The 22,796-nt window shown below is 38.3% G+C and carries 13 protein-coding genes; 7 read left to right on the top strand and 6 right to left on the bottom strand.

Annotated elements, in window-relative coordinates; genetic code table 11:
- Positions 1 to 44 precede the first annotated feature (44 nt).
- Together AAEY87_RS01915 and AAEY87_RS01910 are read right to left on the bottom strand one after the other, a co-directional pair.
- Entirely contained in the window at positions 45 to 5,921 is a 5,877-nt protein-coding gene (locus tag AAEY87_RS01915) for an RHS repeat-associated core domain-containing protein (RefSeq protein ID WP_350655725.1), read from the bottom strand.
- A gap of 3 nt (positions 5,922 to 5,924) precedes the next feature.
- Positions 5,925 to 8,378, bottom strand: coding sequence for a hypothetical protein (locus tag AAEY87_RS01910; protein ID WP_350655724.1), 2,454 nt, complete (start codon positions 8,376 to 8,378; stop codon positions 5,925 to 5,927).
- Positions 8,379 to 9,335: 957 nt separating this feature from the next.
- Between AAEY87_RS01910 and AAEY87_RS01905 the strand changes: the two genes are divergently transcribed.
- The 4 genes from AAEY87_RS01905 (at position 9,336) to AAEY87_RS01890 (ending at position 12,568) form a co-directional block, all read left to right on the top strand.
- The gene (locus AAEY87_RS01905; protein ID WP_350655723.1) at positions 9,336 to 9,635 is read left to right on the top strand and encodes an IS3 family transposase; all 300 of its coding nucleotides are present in this window, start codon (positions 9,336 to 9,338) and stop codon (positions 9,633 to 9,635) included.
- Positions 9,636 to 9,747: 112 nt separating this feature from the next.
- Entirely contained in the window at positions 9,748 to 10,605 is an 858-nt protein-coding gene (locus AAEY87_RS01900; protein ID WP_350655722.1) for a PP2C family protein-serine/threonine phosphatase, read from the top strand.
- Positions 10,606 to 10,658: 53 nt separating this feature from the next.
- Positions 10,659 to 11,753: a helix-turn-helix transcriptional regulator gene (locus AAEY87_RS01895; RefSeq protein ID WP_350655720.1), complete on the top strand. Its 1,095-nt coding sequence runs from the start codon at positions 10,659 to 10,661 to the stop codon at positions 11,751 to 11,753.
- 128 nt (positions 11,754 to 11,881) lie between these two features.
- Entirely contained in the window at positions 11,882 to 12,568 is a 687-nt protein-coding gene (locus AAEY87_RS01890; protein ID WP_350655719.1) for a hypothetical protein, read from the top strand.
- A 248-nt stretch (positions 12,569 to 12,816) separates the two neighbouring features.
- On the opposite strand, the gene AAEY87_RS01885 is transcribed toward AAEY87_RS01890, so the two are convergent.
- Complete coding sequence (locus AAEY87_RS01885) at positions 12,817 to 14,631, bottom strand: NAD(P)/FAD-dependent oxidoreductase (RefSeq protein ID WP_350655717.1); 1,815 nt, start codon at positions 14,629 to 14,631, stop codon at positions 12,817 to 12,819.
- Between the two features lie 721 nt (positions 14,632 to 15,352).
- Here AAEY87_RS01885 and AAEY87_RS01880 point away from each other — a divergent pair.
- Together AAEY87_RS01880 and AAEY87_RS01875 are read left to right on the top strand one after the other, a co-directional pair.
- Positions 15,353 to 15,535, top strand: coding sequence for a hypothetical protein (locus AAEY87_RS01880; RefSeq protein ID WP_350655715.1), 183 nt, complete (start codon positions 15,353 to 15,355; stop codon positions 15,533 to 15,535).
- Positions 15,528 to 16,940, top strand: coding sequence for an amidase (locus AAEY87_RS01875; protein WP_350655714.1), 1,413 nt, complete (start codon positions 15,528 to 15,530; stop codon positions 16,938 to 16,940). Before AAEY87_RS01880 ends, AAEY87_RS01875 begins: the two co-directional genes overlap by 8 nt.
- Before the next feature lie 1,594 nt (positions 16,941 to 18,534).
- On the opposite strand, the gene AAEY87_RS01870 is transcribed toward AAEY87_RS01875, so the two are convergent.
- The 3 genes from AAEY87_RS01870 to AAEY87_RS01860 all read right to left on the bottom strand — a co-directional run bounded on the left by AAEY87_RS01870 (position 18,535) and on the right by AAEY87_RS01860 (position 21,162).
- Positions 18,535 to 18,711, bottom strand: a complete 177-nt coding sequence (locus AAEY87_RS01870; protein WP_350655713.1) for a hypothetical protein — start codon at positions 18,709 to 18,711, stop codon at positions 18,535 to 18,537.
- A gap of 243 nt (positions 18,712 to 18,954) precedes the next feature.
- A complete protein-coding gene (locus AAEY87_RS01865; RefSeq protein WP_350655712.1) occupies positions 18,955 to 19,791 on the bottom strand; it encodes a hypothetical protein in 837 nt (278 codons plus the stop codon).
- 219 nt (positions 19,792 to 20,010) lie between these two features.
- Positions 20,011 to 21,162 (bottom strand): DUF1353 domain-containing protein, encoded by a 1,152-nt coding sequence (locus AAEY87_RS01860; RefSeq protein WP_350655711.1) that lies wholly within the window; start codon positions 21,160 to 21,162, stop codon positions 20,011 to 20,013.
- 713 nt (positions 21,163 to 21,875) lie between these two features.
- On the opposite strand from AAEY87_RS01860, the gene AAEY87_RS01855 reads away from it, so the two are divergent.
- The gene (locus AAEY87_RS01855) at positions 21,876 to 22,718 is read left to right on the top strand and encodes a hypothetical protein (protein ID WP_350655710.1); all 843 of its coding nucleotides are present in this window, start codon (positions 21,876 to 21,878) and stop codon (positions 22,716 to 22,718) included.
- The last annotated feature ends 78 nt before the right edge of the window (positions 22,719 to 22,796 follow it).

Raw genomic sequence — 22,796 nt, 5'->3', positions numbered from 1 at the left:
TAGAATAAACTAATCGAGTCTGATCACATTGATTACCGTTAGTTTTAAGGCTTTAGGTGATGCGCATTAGCAGTTGCAGAACTAAAACACCAATTTAAAACGCATACCCTATTATTGGCTAGTGATTTCATTGGTATTGGGCCGGACTTTGCTACATTATGAACTCCAAAACCTCTAAATGGACCTATATTACGTTCTCTTCGAAAAAACTCTTCAGCTAAATCACCACCAGGGTGAGTGCCACGAAAATTTCCTTCGGGCGTTCCATGAGTACCAGTATACCAAGAACCAATTTTCCCAGTTTTTCGCCCATCTTTAGTAATTCCTGTAAGTTCTGCAATTATTTTCATATCAGCTTTAACGCCATTCCCAGAGGCTGGAGCTGGAGACTCATAAGTCACTAGATTATCTGTTATTCGAATAATTCTTTCACCGCGTGAGTCGTTGATCATATAACGACCATGTCCTAATTCGGAAACTGTTTTTAATTTCGAACTACTTGAAACTAGTGTGGTTGTAGATTTGGTGTTTTTAATTGACTTAAAACTTTTGAGCCATGATGAAGCTTGTCGCATCCCAATAAAGGCTCTACCAGATATTGCTACAGGTGGAGCACCTGTGTACGCTGAACAACCAAGATGACCGCAAGTATTAAGTTCAACATAGTCAATAGGCCACAAGACCGTATCAAAAATAGATCCAACTGCATCTCTTAATGCATATTCACCTTCCATTACAAGGTCATCAGCCTTTCCCTTTAATTTAGAAATTCCATTAATAGTACCTCTTAGGCTTTCTTCGATACCATTACGCTGAGGACCTGGACCAATGGGGTGACACCCACTTGGGCAAGCCTTTGAATATGGATTGTTAAAACTAGGAACTTTATATGAATAATTGCTAGGTGGACCACTTTTGTCATCTATATAAAAAGTGTCACGCTCTGGTCGAGAGTTTGTCCCCATAGGATCTTTAAAGTTGAGAGGATCATTTATTGCATAACTATATAAATTAGTCCCATCAAGCATTCCTTTAGGATCTCGCTGCACAAATCGACCAAGCTTTGGGTCATACTGCCGTGACCTATAGTCATACGTTTCAAGCTCATCATCCAATCGCCGAGCTGTGTAACGCCAAGGGTTATAAGTATCATTAACCGGTAATTCAACTAACTCCCCAAAGGGCGTATAGCGATATCCTCCAAATGAATCACCGTTAGCATCAGTTAGCAGACGAATCGACCCTACCAAATCTGCATGATACCAATGCTCAACACCTTCAGCGGCAATATGCAGAGGGCTATCTATACCATCATCATAAACATATTGCGCAAAGAGGCCGCCATCTCGATACTCAGTAATAACGTCATCTCCATCAGAAACTAACTGGGTAACATGACCACCGAGTTGCTCAAGAATACGGCGCCCAAGTGCATCGTGCCAGAAGACAGCAATTTCATTTATACATTCTTTATCTGCACATACTTGCACTAGTCTGTTGAGCGCATCGTAAGTAGAGAATTGCTGTTGATCATCCTTAAGGTTGCCATTGTCATCATGGGTGTAGTTTGTGTTACCGCGAGACCTGTATTGATCCAATTGATCGGGATCATAATTGATACTATTACCATCAGACGTTCTTTCAATATCACGATTACCGACTAGATCATAATCATAGGTTTTCGGTATTTGAGGCAGCTCTAACGCACCTATCAAGGTCGTGATAGCGGATTGGCGATTGGGTAACGGGTTTGCTAGTTCCGTATTTGATATTCCAAAATTAGATAAGTCAAAGGACTCAGTTGTATCTGGCTTAAATTCATGCGCGAGTCGATAAAGTGAATCATAAGCAAAGCGTTCCGTACGGGGAACTGCTGTCAGCACATCATTTCGTATACGTACATTATTAGCGGCATCGTAAAGGTATTGGATTATTAAATGCGCTGCATTCGGGCCACTGTGAGCTATCTCAGTCAAGCGCCCACCACCATCATGTCGATAGCTTGTGCTGGCCCCGTTAGCAAAAACACATTGATCAGGTTGTAGACCCGCGTAAATCATTTGAGCAATTGGACGAATATCAATCGATGCTGAGTCGCCAGGATAATCAATTCCATTTGCGATGTTTTGTGTGTTTGTCCTTCTGTTTAAGTCATCCCGATCTATGTGTAGACTGCGCCCACTAGGGTAAGTCAAATCTGTAAGAGCACCGACATCATTGAACTTTCGAGTGATGGTGAAGGGAGTTTTAAGCGGGGCTTCATTTACAGTATATGTAATAGTCTCTTGCAATTGCCAGCTCAGTGAATTATATCGGAAAGAACAAATAGCAAAATCATTCTCGGCCATTATTAGGCGATCAAGACCATCATACTCATAGCGTTCAAAAGTTGCTCCAGCAACTACGAGATCAGTAGATAAATTAATTGTATTGACATCTATGCGTGTCGTACGGTTTAACGCATCAAGTGTAAAAAAGCGCTGTAAGCCATTATTGTCCTGCGTACGAATGACATTACTATTTTTATCGTAGTCAGTCAGCATCTTACTGTCATTCGGGTAAATGATGGCCCGACGGCGATCGAGCGCATCATACTCATATCTGGTTTTTCGACCCAAGGCATCAGTCACTGATATCAAGTTATTGTTAAGATCATATTCTTGTTTCGTCATCACTGGTATTGCTGCTGGTGTGACTGGTCCTATACCAGTATCGGTTAGAAAATTAGTGGATTTAATGAGCCGATTATAAACGTCAAAAGTTGATTTTGTCTCATTTCCTAGTGGATCAATCAGTCGTATCATATTGTCACGGCTATCGTAAAATATGCGAGTGGTATTTCCTAGACTGTCTGTTTGACTTGTCACACGATCAAGTTCATCGAATGTTGAACTGCTTGCAAAAAATCGTTTACTATTTTCTGTTCCGTCTTCTGCAAGCACACTGCCAATCTGGTCTGTGCGAATGACGTTATTATGTTCATCATATTGAGTGAGAGTTTGATTACCTAGTGAGTCGGTAACAAGAGTAGGGCGATCGAGGTTATCATATGCAAAATGTACTTCACGCCCAAGCGGATCAACAGTTTTTACAACTCTGCTATTAGCGTCATATATTGTTTTAGTTTCGACTAAACCAGCTGGATTAGGTGAATCTAACATTATGGTATCAAGCTGACTTAATAAAAATGGGCCTAATGGTTCTTCAAAGCGATCTACGCCATTACGAATGGCACGATTGAGCTCATCGTATTCGGTCTCACTACGAGACAATAAAAAGTAACCGTTGAATTGTTTTTCGAAGAATCGTACGCAGGTAACATTACCGGCTTTGTCGTAGTCAGTTCGTATGATGTGACCCAGAGCATCTACTGTGGCGATAGCACGGCCAAATACATCAAATTCGAACGTCGTTGGGTTACCAAGAGCATCAAATGAACGATGCACTCGTCCATCGCCGTCATATTCTATCCGCGTTGTGGCTGCATCTTCCGATCCTGCTCCAGTCGTTTGAGAGGCTGGTAATTGTCGTTCGTTATAACAAGTACGGATTTGATTACTCTTAGGTAAAATGGTCAGGATTTGTTGACCAGCACTGTCATAAACATACTTTGTGACGAGGTGTGTGTCTAAATCAATACCTCCTGTTGTGGTCTTAACTAAGTTAAACTCTTCATCATAGCAAAAGGTAGCGACGCTTGACCCACCTAGCTCTGCTTGCCCAAATTCATCTTTTAAATCTATATCTATCCTTTCTAGCTTACCGGTTCGATCATAAAACTTTTGGGCTTTGAAATTAAATGGAGCTGTGGATGTTGTTTCGATAACTTGGTCGAGCTCGTTATATGAAGTGTGAGTCACAAACCGTCCGTCAGCTGCAGCTACTGATTTTGGCGCATGAACAGCAGTTGTACGACCAAGCTCATCTACCTCATTACGCACTGTAATGTCAAAGCCGCCGACATCGACAACGATCTGCTGCAAATGTCCAAAAGATAATTCGTTTTGATCTTCAAAAAAACTACGTTGTGTAACAACGCCGACTGGATTTACTGAGCGTAGTAATCGGCCTTTTGAATCATAATCGGTAAATAGTTCAACAACGATTGGTTGTGGTTGATTATCGGGCAAGTGTGGCTGAGGGTATTCAACTTTTGAAAGAAGTTTGGTGAGGCCAGTGTAGGAATACTTAGTGAGCGTATCATCATACGATTGAAATTCGTTTGCATCAGGGTTAGCACTTTCGGTATATCGGGGGTCAGAAATAGTGAGTAGCTGACCAAATTCATCTTCATAAGTCATTTTGACAACGATATCTTGGCTTCGATCTATAGTTGCAGGGAAGTGACCATCAAGAATGTCTGGGAAGTTTCCCCATATACCTTGCGTTAAAGTAAGGCTATTAAAATTTGCATAGCCGCCACGGCGAGTTGTGGTAAGTATACGACTAAAAGCTTGCCGCTCTTTCCATGTCAATTGCTCTGTTGGAATATCTCCATTTTCCATCAACGGATGATGACGGGTAAAATAATCCCGTCCGAACATATGCTGGGTCAAAACACCTTCAGGACTCAGTGATGAAACGACATTGCCATCTCGATCATAACGGTACTGTTCGATTAGTTTTCGCAGTAGACCATTCTCAATGACACATTGTTCTCGCTGCAATAAGTTTCCAAACTTATTATATATGTGACATAAAGACTGACCATTTCTTTCAATCAGGGTGGTTTTATTCGTTGGTCGCTGTTCTGCTGGATAATCAGCATCAAAAAATTGATCGATGATTTCATATGTAAATTGATATTGACCGCCGCCTTGACGTTGCCGAGTGACACGGTTGTAATTCTGTAGCTCAGGAGAACTACCGTATTCTGTTTCAAGATATATCTGGCCGGCTGCATCAATTATTCGAGTTAAGTTATGTTGCAAATCTCCAGTTTGGAATGTAGAACTATATTCATAGCAAACTGTTAGGCCGCACTTGTAGCGGTCTGTTGAAGGTGAAGTAACTGCAATTAAGTCGCCGATAGAGTCATAAGTATAATTCCATTGTCGATTGGTATAATCGCTGATAGAGCAAATACGGTTTTGCGTATCGTAAGCAAATTGAACATATCTTCCCGGATGGTTTATTTCAATATCTTTTAACTGGTCGGTAGCGGGATCATAACTGAGCGTTAAATGATTTCCAAAACGGTCTTCTATTTTTGCCAATCGGTGTAAAAAACTGTGTTTTGGATCAACTTCAAATACTTGCCGCGCACCATTTGGCTGACGAAGTACATAGGAGCCGTTTTCTGCGAAGAAAACGCCATGGCTTCCATCCGGTGGCATCCAGTAATCAAACTCATTATTTATTGTCTCGCCGAAACGGGGATGTGTTATATACGTTTCTTCACGAAAATCACCTGTAGATAGGAAAATAGAGGATGAGCCTTCCCTTAGCCAAACGTGAAAGTTATGTATCCAGTTATAACCAAGCGGCCCATTGAATATGGTCTGATTTCTATAGCGGCGGCTAAAAACAAAATCAATACCCGCGCCATTGATACGTATGTCATCTACATTGTGAATGAACTGACCTTTATACATCATGACTGGATCAGCACCGACATCGGCCAAGTTATCTTTATGTTGGTCTGCGCGAACAGGCTGTTTTTTTTCTGTGATTGGAATCAGCTTTTCTAATATTTCAATTTCCAATGCAGGATTGCTCGACTGACTCATCTCACCTGCAATGAAGTTCGCGACATCAACAGGATCTCTTCCTTCTTTCTGAGCCGCAGCAAGATCTTCTGCTAAGGCTGGAAAACACTCTAATATTGCATCGATATAGCGAGCTTGATATTCTTCATTTTCATCTTCATTATTAGTTTGGTCATTAAGATTTTCTAATTTAGAACAGTTAGATGTATTCATAATCTACTGCTCCTTGCTGTTTGGCCTGCCGCTTTTATCATCTGGTATAGATATACCCAAAAGTAAGCGTCTCGCGTTTGATGCTTCTTCTACACCTAGGCCTGTTTTTCGAGAGAATCGCGCCAAGTCGATGGATAAAGCCTGATCAACTGTTAGGCTAGCTCCTAAAGTCTTTATTACTTTTTCCGGTAGTCCCTTAATCTTAGATATAGGAGTTTCTAAATATTCCTTCGGCAAAATGTCTTTAATCTGATTTTTAAAATAGTCACTTTCTAAAAACCCTACTTTGTCGTCTGATGAATGGCGGCTTATACTATTGTGACTTCTCGTTAGTGCGGACTGTACTTTTGAGAGAAATTCTTTTGCAAGTGGTGCTCTATTTTGACGAATTGCACTTTTAGTCATTAATGCTTTATTAATTCTGATTTTTGGCTCATCGACTATGAATTCAATAATATCAGGGTCTTCTTCCCGTTCAGGTGGAGGAGTAAGAGGTGGTGGGATAATCTCTATACATTTTCCTGATTTGAAACAAGTACAAAGTTTACGACTAGTAATAAATAGGCTTCCTATATCTGCATGAGACTCTGCGTGACTGGTTTTTGGAAGCTCTGATCTCATAAATACTCGGAAAATAGCACCTTGAAAAATTGCTAGATCCCCAGCAGCTCCACCACCCACAGAACTACTACCTCTACCACTACAAAGTTTTGCAGACACTACAAGTGTTCCCGCTATAACACTATAATTCAAAGCTGTAACATTTTCGCTATGACCAGAAATTAAGGCAACTCCTGGATGCCCTTCTTGCCATCCAGAATCAATATCCTCACCTTCTTTTATTTTTCGTTCTTGCCTTTGATCGACAATAAAATCTTCTGGCAAAGGCCTTATAAAACTAAGATCTTCACATTTACCATCACCTGCGCCATTCCCTAAAGCGTCTGATCCATTTCCGCCGGACACTCGCATAGTAGGAACGTGAAAATCAAAATGAGTTTCGTAATACTCCTCTGGAGGTTCGACAATTACTGCGTTTTCTGGATAATGTCCCGTTTCAAGTGAGGCTTCTATGCAAAGGCCTTTAACTCCTTTTGGCCTTGAAACAATTAAGAAGTATTCTTGCATTCCTTCAATTGCTCGAAGACCTTGAACAAAGGTCCTATAATCTGTAGGCTGGAGTACATGAGGGCGTGCTAAACTAAGGAACACAGCTCGATTTGTACCAGCATGGTAACCTGTTAATAGGTTGTACATTTGGCTTAATTGTGTAGTAGTTCCTTGTGTTTCGCGTCTCTCACGAGAGGCATCTGTTTGTACACTCCATTGGTCTTGATCAGTTTCTTTATTCGTCTGTTTAGTTGAAACAGATGCATTTACACCAATAGGAAATTCTGGAATTGGTATAACGGCCTTCACTCCAGCCTCAAAGCTAACACTGTTTTCAGTGCTCTCAGTATGAGTGAGCGCTTTGTTTGTCGATAATGCGGATCTTGATCCTGTAAGAACTTCACCAGCTTCAGTTGCGGCTTGATAAAGATCACGGCGCTTGGGTTCAAAGTCAATGATGTGAGGGAAATTCTCTAAATCAGTTGCTTCTTCTTTTCCTAATACAAAATAGGCAAATTCGAGAAGTGAGGATTTACCTCCAGATGTAGTAATTATTACTTTTTGAATACCTTCTGCTTCAATGATTAGTTTATGAACTTGACTAGGTTCCAACTCTGATGATTTCGTACCAACCAAACCATCTGCAGAAAACGCTTCCATCTTTACAACTGCACTTTCTAAATAAATAATTTTAGCTTCTACAGCAGCTATTCCCGATGTATCCGGAATTTCTATAACCATCTCTTTTTTTAGGTCAAGTTCAGCATCTGTGTTGTTAGCCAAAGTCATAAGATTAACGAGGTCATTAGATGGTTGACCAGAGTTAAAGCTTACCCCGCTTTCTTCGTATGGGTCTTCTAGCTTGGTTCCCACTTTCAATAGGGGAGCGTCGATTGGTGCGCCTTGTTCCCATAGTTTAGAAAAATCTATTCTATTACGCTCTAATAGAGCTTTGTTAGAACTTGGGAAGACCGCAACGTTAAGCATAACTCCATAACAAGCGAAGTAGTCTTGTGCTATTCGATCTATAAAACCTCTAAAACCTTCCTCCGGAAAATCAGGAAATTGAACTCCAGTTGGACCGATAATATGGTCTAACAAACCTATTTCTTCTTTGGTTGGCTGATAGCCTGTTATAGAAGTAGTAACCTTAATATAAGTGATTTGATCTCCACATAACTCTTCAGGTAACTCTTCAGGCTTAGGTTCATAAACTGATATGGCCATTGAAGATCGCCAAGGAAATGGAAATCGTTTGTTGCAGAACTTTTCATCCATCATATCTGGGCTGACGGCAATTTGTCTCCAAGGAATACTCTTAGGTAAATTAAAATATTGTCCTGACATACATTTCTCCTTCAAAGTTTTGCCAACTGCCAAAACTTTTTACGTTCATCAAATATGGGTAGTGTGGAATCCCAGATGATGTATAAATTAGAGAGTGACCAATATTTAATTACATTTATCCAATTACATTGTTTCCCAAGCTTGATAGACATTGTGAGCGCTATTAAATATTAGTTATCACCAAATGATTTCAGATTTCAAATTAGGGGATAATTAAATTCCAAACCTAGCTTAGAATACTTTTCCGCAGGTGACTGAAATCGTGAAGCACTAGCTTTATCAGTAATGATAATAATTTTCATTACATACTAATAACCTACACTATATTGAGTTTGACTAAATGTATATTTTGTATTAATCAGTTACAATTATAAGTTAAGTATGGATTTAGGGCCATTCTAAGTTAGAGCGTAATACGCATTACATATAAATTATAAGTTTGATTTTCTTATCTAACAAAATCTTAAAATTTATTAACCTCTTAAAACTTTGTTAGGTATAGCTCTAAGAGGTATTTTTAATATCAAAAATTATCCTCAATATTGAAAACCCATAGATATATTGTGAAATTAAACCTTAAAACATTCTCACATAAGTTGTTGATCACTAAAAATCGCCCTGAGACTGTCGGAGAGTTAACTTTCTGAGAAAGTACGACAATAAGAAGACAAACCTACACTACTGAGATTAAAGAACGCGCTGTTCACATGCTGATTGAAGCATCAAGCGATTATCCCTTCACATGGTCAGCCATCCGAGCCATAGCCTCAAAGATTGGCTGCACGCCTGAAAATCTACGATCATGGTATAAAAAGCACATAGAACAAACCATTTTTGAAGCTGTATAAGCTCAAAGTCAAGGTCAGCGCATTAAGGAGCTTGAACGTGAGAATAGAGAGCTGAAGCAAGCTAACTAGATCATACGCAAGGTGGTCGCTTTTTTCGCCCACCCAAGTAATGATCAATTTCATCGACGACAACAAACAGTTTTATGGAATCAAGCTTATCTGTAGGGCTCTACCGATTGCTCCATCGACTTATCGTCTTGCTAAAGGCTTAGAAATTCATCCTGAAAAGCGATCACTGCGCAGCCATCATGGTGGCTTCTATATCAGCGAGATTAAGCACATCTGGCAGGATAGCAAATGTCGTTATGGCACTCGTAAAGTCTGGCAGCAGATGAAAGCTGATGGCATAAAGGTTGCTCGTTGTACTGTTGATCGTCTAATGAAGCAACATGGATTGCAAGGGGTTTGACGCGGTAAGAACAAGATGACCACCAACAGCCGTAATGTTATCCGACCTAGAAAATAAAATTATAGGTTGTTCGCTATACTAGTCTTTATGATAAACATATAGGCTTATAATCATGACTGCTTCTCCTAATAATTGTCCTTCAAAAGTTAACTCCTTTATAGCACAAGCCTGTGTAATTACCTTCCTAGGTAATGCCAGTAATAACCTACAGCAAGATGCTTTTTTCTTTTTAGATCACTGGTATCAAGAGGACTTAGGAGTGATGGCAGTGACACCGGTTGCAGCGCCATTTTGCTTGGCAGTATCTGACGGTGTCGCAAGCTCCAATCGCTCGCAGCATTGTTCAAAGGCAGTGGTAAAAGCGATCAGGCGGTTATGGAATGATCAGAAGAGTATCAGTTCAGACAGTATTCATCATCTGATTCATCAAACCAAGCACTCATCTAAGCGTCATGGCGCCGCAGCAACCCTCGCAATGGTGGTCGGAGAGCTAGATAATGATGGAATAGTAAAGGCGACGATAACCCATGTAGGTGACAGTCGTGTTTATCGGCTGCCTAAAGGCGCGTCACAATGGCAGTGCCTGACTCGGGATCATAACTTGTTAAATGAACTTATTGACCAGCAGGCACACGAGCAAGGTCGCCAAGCGGAGTTTGCAGACTATAACTTAGAGGGCATGGCGGGGAGCTTATATAGCATTACTGAATGCTTTGCATTGACGACTGATGACAGCTATACAAGCAATGAAGCACCAGAAAGTAACTCCCGTAAGTTTGATATTAATAGTGGCGACTGTATCTTGGTTTGTACGGATGGTATTCATGATTTAGTGTCGAGTCATAAATGGCAACTTATCAGTGCGGAAACGGATTTACAAAATTGGTTAATCACTCTTAAGAACCAAGTTTATGATTCAGATGGCAATGCTTATGATAATGGCACAGCAATATTAGTTCGCTTTGATTGAATATTTATTTTAATAATGAAATTATAAAACTATCACTTAATAGAGCAATCAATATGCCCGCACATCCAATCGCCAGCTATACAAAGTCAGCACGTCTATTTGCTTTATATCAATCTCTTCCTCGCAGTGAAGCAGATGCTATGTCACTGACAGAGCTTATGAAAAACTACGGTGACAAATCTGATAATTACACAAATGAGCGTAAAAACTTAGAGAACGATCTGATCAGTCTCAGTCAAATATTTAACGATATTTTTTATAGTGAGGCCTTGGTTCGAGTACCAGCGTGGGGGCAGAATATCAGCGGCCAGACAGCACGGTTTTATATTGAGCCGAGCTTTAGTATCGATATCATTAACGAGCAAACAGTGTTCTTTTGGGAGATGCTTGATAAATATACCGCAAACTTTTTACCAGTGTCTTTTAAACAAAGTATCACAGATAAGCTCACTCAATTACATCGACAGGATAAGAATAATTTCCATCAAAGTCCACTAGGACAATGGCAAGATCATCTCATTACTTTACCTAGTGTGGTACAGGCTCCTATACTTGATAATGAGGTGATTGTTAGTATTCATCAAGCTTTGCTACAAAATTGCCAATTACAAATAAGCTATCAAAATAAATGGGATGATAGTGCTGTTCAAAGAGTGGTTTATCCCAAAGGACTTATCTTTATTAACAATATGATCTACCTCACAGGCTTTAGCCCTGCTGATGATCATATCGATGATGACGTGCTGTTAAAAACGCATCGTAATTTTGCGGTCAATCGTATTACTGAAGCTAATGTAATAAATGAGCCAATACCTGATTGGGTAGGGCGAAATGCTTTTACATTACAGAACCTGCATAAACTTGGCAAGCTTGAGCTAAATGATGGTACCCAAATCCATTTAGTTTTGAAGGTGCAAAAATATGCTTGTCAGCATCTCTATGAGCGTCCTTTGTCAGAGGATCAAACTATTAGCATTATCGATGACGCTTGGAATGAGGTGCTCGCTACGGTTGCTAATACTCAACGCCTGCAAGATTGGCTAGTGAGTATGTCGCAGTTGGCAGTGGTCGTAGAGCCGATAGCATTGAAAGCGGTTATTCTTGAGCGTTTAATGAGTGCGTTAGAGCTTTATAATGAAAAAAACTAAATACTCAAAAAGGTGCATTAACTTTTTGTGAAAGGTCTAGTAGTAAGGATTTTAAAAAATTAATTAAAGGTGTTTGTTAACATTAGAGTAAATAAAACTTATAACAACTTTGTATAACTCAGGACGACATGATTAGGAAAAGTAACAGTATTGATCGGCCAAAATCAGGCAATACCTCCAAATATACTTTACCTCAGGATGAAGACTTGCATTGGAAGAAAACGCCCGCTGCCGCTTTATACCAACCAAATATGGATGACTTTCCACTATCTATCATTGGTTGTTTTATCATAAGCGATGGTTGGGATGAACAAGCATTATTGGCACTAAAAGAGAAAGTAGGGGCTGATTTTTTAGTAGGTCTACAAATAGATGATAGTGAGTTTGAGAGCTTGGACATCATAGAGGGCATTGTTAAGTGTCAGCCAGATAAAGTAAAGGATGTTATTAAACTGCTTGATGTAAACTCTGCAAGTACCATCATCGGTATAGATGTTGTGGATATCAAAAGTCTGTTTGAGTGTGGCAATTTATTTCAATTCATTCAAGCAAGTGCCACAGGTGAGTCTGAATCAGATTTAATAAAAGTAGCTACACACAAGCTTGTTAGTCAACTTGCAAAAGCTCATGATACTAAAGGGTTATTTGTAGGGATGCAGAGTGTTCAAAGCTTACCAATGGAAGCTTTTGCTTACGTAGCAGATGCTGTTGAAGCGTTATTATCTAATGGTGATGCGTCTATCTATTATAGTTCAAGTAGTACTGATGAGTTTAACTCTTTTCATTTGAAGGCGATATATGTTGAGGCACAATAAACTTGGACTATGTTTAGAAAAATCTGTGAATGAAAAACCGAACAACCTAAGCTGTCTGATTTTTTTGATGGTCAATTTTATTGCCTACCAACAGTTAGTCTATAACGAATGAATCACTTATTAAACCGCCTGAACTATCCCAAACTCAAAAATAGCTGACCTAATACAAAATGGCCATACTGAATCAAACCAGTACGGCCATCACACTTACCATTTTTTATAAGTTACTTGCAATAGTAACGTTCAACTTACTCTAAGTGATGAACTTCTTGTAAACCATACACAGGAGTCTCTAAACCTTCCATCCTAGCTTTAAGTTGCAGCGACAAGTACTGAGAATAATGTCGAGACTGATGCAGGTTTCCGCCATGAAACCATAACGCCTCTTGCTGCGTTGGTTTCCACATATTTCGCAGCTCACCTTCCCAAGGTCCTGGATCTTTAGCTGTATCTGAGCCCATTCCCCAACACTTACCGACTGTATCGGCTACTTCTTGTGAAATTATTTTCGCAGCCCAACCATTCATGGAACCATATCCAGTAGCATATACAATTAAGTCAGCTTCTAACTCCGTACCATCAGTGAGTACCACTGAATTAGGTTTAATATGATCAATACTTACGTTGGACTTAAGCTTTATCTTACCTTCCGCTACAAGCTCAGAGGCACCTACATCAATATAATAACCAGAGCCTCGACGTAAATATTTCATAAAGAGACCGGTATGATCTTCACCAAAGTCGAGCATAAAACCTGCATTAGTTAGCTTTTTATAAAAATCAGCATCCAACTCTGCCACTTTACGGTAAACAGGCTCATGAAATTGCGGCATGATTTTAAAAGGAATAGAGCCGAAAGTTAGATCTGCTTTATAAGTGGTAATACCTTTTTCAACCGCTTCTTCTGAATACAAACCACCTAATACCTCATCCATCAAGGTATCTGATTTGATAATATGCGTTGATGAGCGTTGTATCATAGTGACGTCTGCGCCATTTTCCCAAAGGGCAGCACAAATATCATGCGCCGAGTTATTAGCACCCAGTACAATACATTTTTTCCCTCGATAAGCCTCACCGCCTGGATGTTGACTAGAGTGATGTTGCTCTCCTACAAAATCTTCCGCACCAGAAATCTCAGGAATGTTTGGCAACCCCGACATACCAGTAGCTAAAACCAGATGTTTAGGATGCAATACTAAACGTTCACCTGCTCTATCAACCTCTACATTCCACTGCTGTAATTCTTCATCAAAATCAGCGCTGATACACTCAGTCGACCCCCAGTAGTTTAACTCCATAAGCTTGGTGTACATCTCTAACCAATCCCCAACTTTGTCTTTAGGGGTAAACACTGGCCAGTTCTCAGGAAAAGGAATATACGGCATGTGGTCGTACCAGACAGGATCATGCAAACATAATGACTTATAACGGTTACGCCATGTATCACCTGGTTTAGGTTGCTTATCAATGATAATGGTCGGAACTTCGAGTTGACGTAAACGAGCGCCTAGACCTATACCACCTTGCCCACCACCAATAACTAAGCAGTAAGGCTGTTCGCTATAACCAAGATTTTTCTCTTCAAGATCACGTTTTTCCTGCCACGTTAAACGATTAGGGTTAACGCCATGTTCAGCACCTTTTGGGCGCAAATTTTTTCGCTTTTCAGGGAAGTCTTTGAGCTCAACCATAGTGGTTAATAATGTCCAAGCTTTGCCGTTACGCAGACGTAAATGTCCATAGCCTCTTGCCACCTTAGTATTAAAGGTTATCCATGCTTCTATAACCCCCTCGTTTTCTACCGCTTCTTCATCAAGCTGCCAGTTATACGGTTCAGTCGTTTTTAAGGTATTTGAAAGCATTTCTTTAATTTCATTTTTTCCTTCTAGCGTTTTTATGTTCCAAGTAAAAGAAACTAAATCACGCCAATATCCTTCCGTTTCAAAGTACTCAGCTGCTTTGTCTATGTTTTTTGTACGTAAGGCTTGATCAAAATCCTGCAGCCAATTCGTTACTTGTTGACTTGCGGATAATTCACTGTCTACTTTTTGATAAGTCATGAAATCCCTCTCCTTGGTTATACATATTTGACTCTATTGCTGAACTCCATGTGCAGCAGCAAAACATTCACTAAACACCAAGTATTATGCTTTTCGAAGCGAATCGAAAAGCATAATCTGTTGATATAATTAAGTGTTATTTCAAAAAAGAAAGTAACTATACTTAAGAAAAAGTATAGTCCATACAGACTATAGCTTGTCTAAACAGATGTTGTCAAACTTAGTATATTGGCATTCGTATATGGCTTTGTCATCTAGGTACTATGTAGGGCAGCCTTCATTTTCAGTTTCATGAACCGCTCTCATTTCGCTACTGCTTGAGTATCTTGATAACGTTATAGTTGTAATTCACGCATCTGATAGACATCGTTCCTAAGTTAAAAAATATAATGTTTATCTAAGCGTGTCTAATATTAAAGCAATAGCTGTAATGGATTTTGTTAAAGCTATCCTTGTTAGTATTTATCAATAAACTTAGCTAGTGGTGTAGGGGCTACTGGAGCCATTAGCGCCAAACACAGCTCTCACTTTATTCTAAAGACAAGATTGTTTATTTTTGTCTCGAAATGATCCTTTAATATGCTTGAATGGTCATTGACAGGTATCAGGTTGAATCGTATATTGATTTAGCGAGTTTAAAAAATGACGGTTGAGATCTACAGTATATATTTGCATTCGTCATCAAGTTTTATATTATTTCATCAACATAAAGGAATATGAGATGAGTATATCTATACGAGATACTTTAGCCACTAAAGGTGTACATCCTAGCGATGAGCATTTGGTGATTATTGAACAGAAATGGAATGAGTACGAGCAATTGAAAGGTGACTTAGAAGGCGTTGCTCTTGACGATGCTGATATTTCATTAATTAACATTGCTGGAGGCGATCATCATGAATAAGGAATTACTAGAAAAAACCGTCACCGAACTTGCAGATCTTATTAAGACTCGTAAAGTCTCCCCTGTAGAAGTCACCAAGAACCTTTTAGAATACATTGATCATATTAATCCCCAAACCAATGCTTATATTTCTATTACAGCTGATACAGCAATAAAGAGTGCACGTAAGGCCGAAACGGAAATCACTGCAGGCAACTACAAAGGGGTTTTCCACGGCGTCCCCATTGCTTTAAAAGACAATATATATTTTGGCAAAGAGCTGACTACCATGGCCTCTAAAATTCATGGTGATTTCATCCCAGAACATGATGCCACGGTAACTGCAAAACTACGCGAAGCTGGTGCGATTTTCACTGGTAAGTTAAACATGCACGAATATGCTTGGGGTGCTGATAACAATAATCCACATTTTGGAGCCGTGCATAATCCATGGAATCCTGAAAAAATACCTGGTGGCTCAAGTGGTGGTTCCGGTGCAGCCGTCGCTTCGCACAGTACTTATAGCTCTTTAGGTACAGATACAGCTGGCTCTATCCGCATTCCATCTGCCTCTTGCGGTATTGTTGGATTAAAACCTACTCACGGCCGAGTCAGTAAATATGGCGTTTACCCTTTAGCATGGACGTTAGATCACGTAGGGCCAATCGCAAAGTCAGTTGCAGATGCCGCAGCGATGCTCTCGACCATTTCTGGTTTTGATATCAACGATCCAACTTCTGCAAATGTACCAGTCCATAACTATCTTAGCGGGCTGAATGGCAATGTGAAAGGGTTGCGTATAGGGATCAATGAAGATTACTTTTTTAAAGATGTAGATTCTCGTGTAGAAAAAATTGTCAGAGATCGTATAGCAGATTTAGAGAAAATGGGTGCCGTCATTAAACCAGTATCAATTCCAACGTTACGTCATGCACAGTGGATTGTACTAGCTACTGGTTTGCCCGAAGCATCCACTATTCACCATCGTAATCTGCAAACTCGCCCAAACGACTTCGGTGCTGACATCCGTCTTTTATTTGAAATAGGTGAATTGTTTTCTGGGGTCGATTATCTGCAAGCGCAGCAAGCGAGACGTCAACTTAAAATAGAGTTTGTACAAGCTCTATCAGAAGTCGATGTTATTATCACACCTACTATACCGCTTATACCACCAACTATCGGAGTAGATACAGTAGACATCAACGGTAATACAGGCAGTTATATTGAAAACAGTATTCGATTTACTGGGCCAAGTAATTTAACAGGTTTGCCTGCACTCTCAGTACCTGCAGGAATAGCCGAAGGCATGCCAGTAGGCTTGCAAATTATAGGTCGAGCTTTTGATGAAGCTAGAATACTTAACGTTGGTATGGCAATCGAGCTCATGAAGCCATTAGGTGATCATCGTCCTGTTTTGTATCCTTAACTTAAAATACTTGTCCAACCCTAAAATCTGAATTGACCCCCTTGAGTTGAAAAGGCTTATGGGGGTTATTTTATGAAGTATGATATTAACTTCAAATTAATAGTCATAGGTAATTATCAACAAATTCATTCAAGTAAGTCCATAGCAAATAGCTTTATAGCTGATAATAAACATTTTGTGATTTTAAGTAATAAATGTCGATAATGCCGATATTGCGATGTACCGAAACAAAGATAAGCTCAACATAGCAAGGATTAAAGAGTTCACTGCAATCTGTCCAATTTGCTCCGGACTAATAGAACTGGCTAATGGCAGACCTGATCAAAAGCCACCGCTAGTAGGGCTCTGTAAGGAAGTACCTCATGCACATATCTATAGCTTTGATAGGATGACGATGAAGGGTTACTCTTTAGGTGTGCCAGATTATTTAACAGACAAGAAAAGTAAAAATTAGTATTGGGAATTATCACTTACATATTTGAAATTAGCCATTATTTGAAAACAGAAAGTGTACACGACGTAAACTGTCGTATATCGTATTTTCTTAGGACTAAAGTTAGGTTTTTACTGCTATTATAGCTATAAGTTAAGCGCAGTCTATAATAATGGTATTACTTATTGGTTTATACTTTGGTGTTACTCAGAGTTTAATGCGGATGATTGGCTATGCACTAGCTCTACAATTCTTATTTAGTTTACTGAATGAGCTTCTTGGATTACTTTTGTAATACTGGAAATTCTAGTAATCAAGAAGATGTATGAATTGCGTTCAGTTATCGATGTCTATTTGTTCAATTGATAATAAAGAGCCTTTTAAAGACTATAATTATAGCTGAAAATTTGAGTTATTTAAGAGCCATCAAACTCGAATAACAAGCATGAAGAAGTTCTAGTTATAGGGCTTTTTTTGAGAGTCATGTTAGTGTAGATAGCTACTAGTATAGCAGAGTGGGTTAATACTAAAATTGCAGAGCGCTCAGTCTAAAATTATTAAACCGCCTTAACTGTAAGAGTAGGGCGGTTTATTTTTTTTGTAAATTTTAAGGTTTTGTAGGTTAAATAAGAGCATTTTTAATGAGCCTTACGAATTTCTTTTTTATTGAAAGTTACTAAGTAAGCTTTAATTAACATAACAATAGATGGTCTAATATAAGTGGTTCCATTGAACAGGTCTATTTTGAGTAGTCTATAAATACATGTGCAGGTATATCAAACTGGTTCCATTGAGTTATACTTAGTGTGAGTATTTAGAGATGTTTTAGTAGAGTTTAACCTCAGTTTTAGGATGGGAACTTCTTAACTCACAGATTTGCGCAGTAAGATAAATAACCGCCTTCGCCTATCCAAAAATTCACTTTTTTGCAGTGTGAATCCTACACAATATACTGAATACCTACGAAGGAAGATAAAAAATTTCTGACCAATACACTCAAACGTTAATTAAAATCAAACCTTTTATTTCCTACTTGAGACTTTTCCGCTAATTGCAGATTTATAAAATTACTAGAACAATTTTTTTTCAACTTCTATCTTACATAGCCACCACCCTTCGCACCATCTGGATAGCAGCTAATCGACAGGCGCTATTTTCTTTTCAGCTACATGTCCCACTAGGATTGATACAGCCTGCAGCTGATCCGCTAATGGGAGGGCCACCGCCACCACTTGGATCTAAATGGTAACCAGACCGCTCACCAGAAGCATTAAGCGTAGTACACCCAGAAAGCACTGATAATAAGCCTGTAAAGAGGACTATTTGGATTATTTTCATAAGAACTCCTTGATATATTATAATTTCATAGAAGTTGAAAATTAGTAGTGGAACATTAAAAAACTTTCTCTATCTTAATATATTATATAGTAAATATTGTAAATAAAACTCTAGTAAATTTTTTTTCATAAATTGACTTATAGTTAGTGTAGGAATGCATCTATGAATGAAGAAAATTTCAAAAATTTAAATTCGAAAAAAATATTAACAAAAGAAAGTATACTTAAAAATTACTAGTGTTCATTATTCAGCAGTAAGCTCGGGTTGGGTCATTTGCTGAGCAACCTGCTCAGGTTGTATGTTTTTACTAATGGGTTTTACCCAGATAACCTGTGGGTCAAGATGCGTACCTTCGTCACCTATTTTTGATTGTATAACAGCCATAGTCTCCAAGGTTTTTAAGATACTAGTATCGTCAATTGTTGTATTTAGCAATATCATCCCAGCATTATTCTTGAGCCTAATGCCGATTGTATCGACATGTAAGGTTCCCTGTAATTTATTTGCTTTTGCTGCAGCACCCAAAGCTATTAAGCTTCCTACGTTAATACCGCCTTCCATCGTAGTGATTTTTGCAGTTAGCCTTAAACCAAGCCCTATTCTGGCATCCCCAACCTTAATATTATCTGGTGTTAAAGCGTCCTCTATAATATAAGGGGTGTAGTCCATAATAACCCTATAATCACCTATTCCAATATTTGAATTTGCTATTGGAGTAGATATCTCTCCTTTTGCATTAACTTTATTTATACTGATCTCAGACCTTGTATTACTCAATAATTTTAATATTTTTTCATTTCCTAATTGAGCCCACGCTTTGGTAACGCTTTCTCCAGTCTCTTCATCACGAAATGTTACCATTGGTGACCTTAATGGAGGATCCATGATTATCCACTCTTTAGGGTTATATTTTAAATAACTTTCATCTACCATTACTGCTGAGACTAATACTTGTTCTGGTATATTATTTGTACTTTCCTTAATGCTAGTACCGGTGGCACAACCAATTAAAAATAGCGGTAGAAAAACGGCTACATATTGGCTATTTTTTTGAAAAAATCCTACTGTTAAGAAACTCATAACAACCTCCTTATGTTACGGGTGATGCATCCAACCATAAGGCACCACGTCATTAATGGAATTGTATATATGCTTAAAATTGAGTATATCTTTGATCTCGTAACAAAAAATCTAGATGTTTACGAAAGGAACTCAACTATTGAAAATGGTAATTTAACTAAAGAACAGAAGTATATATATCTAATCACCTCCGTTCTTTAATTAATATTCGTATAATAACTATTTTCTGCTAGGTATATCCAAACTTCTAAGATTATCTAAATTTGCAGGCATACCTATATTTTTAAGATTCTCTAGATTTCTAAGATTCTCTAGATTTCTAAGATTATTCGGGTTTCTAAGATACTCTAGCTTTCTAAGATTCTCTAGAGTTCTAAGATTATCTAATTTTCTAATATTTCCTGGCTTTCTAAGACTCTGTAAATTTGCAGATATACCTATATTTTTAAGCCTCTCTATATCCTTAGAGTTTTCTTGTTTAAAGTAGTAATCATTTGGATCAAGAGCACGAACATTCATTTCGATTTCTACCAAAGACATATTTGGGTTTTTATCAATTTCTCCTTTAACTCCCTTTAAGTTATTATTCATTTTTTCAATATCATAATTAGCATTTTGCGAACGCATTGTAGTGGAGTAATCCCCAATCGTGCGTGTTATAGTTGAAAAGTCTCCAATCTTTTGCGTAACAGTACTTTTTGTGCAATTGAGTGCATTAGAGTCTTTGCACTCTCCTACATCGAGCACTGCGTGCCCTGTATTAATTACTTCATCCATTTCCCATTTAGGACCCTTGTAATAAACCGCGCTATACATCCAACCTGCTTTCTTTCTATTTAATTTAAGGTCAATTAATGCATCATAGTACATTATGTGTGTGTCTTGCCATGTCCTACTCTTACCTCTGTTTTCTTGAAAGCAGTAATGATCATGTATAATAGAAGCCTTTAGATAGGATAGATCGAAAGGTCCTCCCAAAAGCCACTTTGTAAAAAATGGGTGTGAATTACCGTCTGTCGTTCCTGATTTTATCGTACTTTCACTTCCATCTTTCCATTTAGCTGACTGCCATACAGAACCATCACGAGAGGATTTGTAAGTTAATACTTCGTTAAGCTTACAAATTCGTTTACCTGAGTTCTGACATCCTTCAGGAAATAGATCTATTTTTCCAGTAAAATAGCCAGCAGAAACAGGTAAAGCTAATGGTGATATTAGTGGAGGATTCACCGCTTCTGCGGTCATAGTTGAAGTCTGATTAAAATCCTTAGATATACCCGTTATTGTCGAGCAACCAACCAACAGCGTCGAAAGAACAACTGCTAAATATAACGACTGCTTTTTAAGTAATTGTGCTAATAGGTAACTCATGACAATCTCCTTATACTAAAGGTAGTTCATCTAACCACAAGACAACATAGAGATAGAATTTAGTCACATAGTTTAAGCTAATTATATGCTTATTAGTTTTACTAAAAATACTTACTTATCACTCAATTACAAATTGAAATAAAGTTTTTAATCGATACTTCCAAAAACTGCCTATTGTTCCTACAATAACATTTATGGTAGTAAAAATAATGATCTAAAGGCTCAGTGCATGTACACAACGAAGTACACTGCTACTACCTCAGTAAATCAAACTATTTATACCAATAACCTACCTAAAACAATCAGTAATAATACGGCTAGGGATAGCATCATTTTGTCACCTGAACAGCTCGCTATGCGTTTAAGTTAGCTATTCAGAAATCTAAGTACCTTCTTAGACGATAAATTCAGCAATAGTTTACCTATTAACCTAAAACAAGTCTCTAAAAGTCTTTTATTAGTAGTTCCATAATCAAAGTCTGTTGAGGGTAATCTTTTGACTAAAAAAATAGGTTCATCAGTCTGATTAATCGATACTGCTAAGGCATAGTTTTTTCATTTGCTCTTAATAAATATTAAAATTAAACAATTAGATAAATTAAAAATGATATTATTATTTATATAGACTGCAATCAAATATTTAGGACTACTAGCTTTCTTATAGCGTTACTACACCTCTCTTGCAATACCATTGATAAGAAGGAGTTAGGACCATGAAATCAAGAAACCCTGTCAAAAAATTTACCCAACTAGGTATACTTTCTATATTTACTTTCTCTCCTGTTCTTTATGCTGACGATACTTCTCTATCTACTGAAATAGTAGATAATGTTACTATGCAAAACATCAACCGCAATCTTACACAATACGAAAATCTAGATTTACCAAAACTGGCTTTGCCTAAAGAGGCTTTACCTAAGAATGCTAGTCAGGCGCCTAATATTTATAACGATCAGACATTATGTAAAGTTGGTACACAGCGGACTATTGATTTTGGTCCATTTGCCCATGATTCTAAGCGTAGAGCCAAACACTCATGGAGCGATGTACGTCAACAAGAATATTTTTCAAGTAATGGTTGGATACCAGATTCTGGAAAATTGACTATAACATCAAGAAGTCCGCTATCCTCTTTCTCCATATCTAAAGTAGCAAAAGATATGGTTATTAATAGAAAACAAGATTACATAGTGGCACAGAAAAAAGCGAATGATTATGTAGTTGGTCTAGATCTTCCTGAAATTGTAAAAACTAACTTAAATGCGAAAATCGATGAGTTTAGCGCCAATTATCAGACAGTAAGCGACCAACTAATGAGCTCACATAATGGATTTTTGGTAACCACGACCGTTAGTGGTACCGGTTTCTTTAATCTTAAAGACCCTTACTCATGGGTTCATGGTTCCTTTGCAATCACTGAAACCTGTATACCACCAGAAGTCTATAATCCAGATTTACTAGAGAAAGCGTATATTGCGTGGGTTAATAGTACTGTTGCTTCTATTAAACAATCTATAGATTTACCAAAAGATGATAAGACTGGGAAAAATAAATAACTATAGCCAAACCCATTTAAAAGTGTTATAAACTAATTATTAAACCTAATTGTTATCATAAAGACCATGACTTACTCA

The organism is Psychrobacter sp. S1-30-MNA-CIBAN-0213, from assembly GCF_040309845.1.
In the GTDB taxonomy this organism is placed as follows: Bacteria; Pseudomonadota; Gammaproteobacteria; order Pseudomonadales; family Moraxellaceae; genus Psychrobacter.
The sequence above is the reverse complement of the archived record's forward strand: the minus strand, read 5'-3'. Positions and strand labels throughout refer to the sequence as shown.

Excerpts from the sequence above, each read along its gene's own strand:
- AAEY87_RS01915 (WP_350655725.1), bottom strand. The coding sequence starts at position 5,921 with ATGAATACATCTAACTGTTCTAAATTAGAAAATCTTAATGACCAAACT.
- AAEY87_RS01910 (WP_350655724.1), bottom strand. The coding sequence starts at position 8,378 with ATGTCAGGACAATATTTTAATTTACCTAAGAGTATTCCTTGGAGACAA.
- AAEY87_RS01905 (WP_350655723.1), top strand. The coding sequence starts at position 9,336 with ATGATCAATTTCATCGACGACAACAAACAGTTTTATGGAATCAAGCTT.
- AAEY87_RS01900 (WP_350655722.1), top strand. The coding sequence starts at position 9,748 with ATGACTGCTTCTCCTAATAATTGTCCTTCAAAAGTTAACTCCTTTATA.
- AAEY87_RS01895 (WP_350655720.1), top strand. The coding sequence starts at position 10,659 with ATGCCCGCACATCCAATCGCCAGCTATACAAAGTCAGCACGTCTATTT.
- AAEY87_RS01890 (WP_350655719.1), top strand. The coding sequence starts at position 11,882 with ATGATTAGGAAAAGTAACAGTATTGATCGGCCAAAATCAGGCAATACC.
- AAEY87_RS01885 (WP_350655717.1), bottom strand. The coding sequence starts at position 14,631 with ATGACTTATCAAAAAGTAGACAGTGAATTATCCGCAAGTCAACAAGTA.
- AAEY87_RS01880 (WP_350655715.1), top strand. The coding sequence starts at position 15,353 with ATGAGTATATCTATACGAGATACTTTAGCCACTAAAGGTGTACATCCT.
- AAEY87_RS01875 (WP_350655714.1), top strand. The coding sequence starts at position 15,528 with ATGAATAAGGAATTACTAGAAAAAACCGTCACCGAACTTGCAGATCTT.
- AAEY87_RS01870 (WP_350655713.1), bottom strand. The coding sequence starts at position 18,711 with ATGAAAATAATCCAAATAGTCCTCTTTACAGGCTTATTATCAGTGCTT.
- AAEY87_RS01865 (WP_350655712.1), bottom strand. The coding sequence starts at position 19,791 with ATGAGTTTCTTAACAGTAGGATTTTTTCAAAAAAATAGCCAATATGTA.
- AAEY87_RS01860 (WP_350655711.1), bottom strand. The coding sequence starts at position 21,162 with ATGAGTTACCTATTAGCACAATTACTTAAAAAGCAGTCGTTATATTTA.
- AAEY87_RS01855 (WP_350655710.1), top strand. The coding sequence starts at position 21,876 with ATGAAATCAAGAAACCCTGTCAAAAAATTTACCCAACTAGGTATACTT.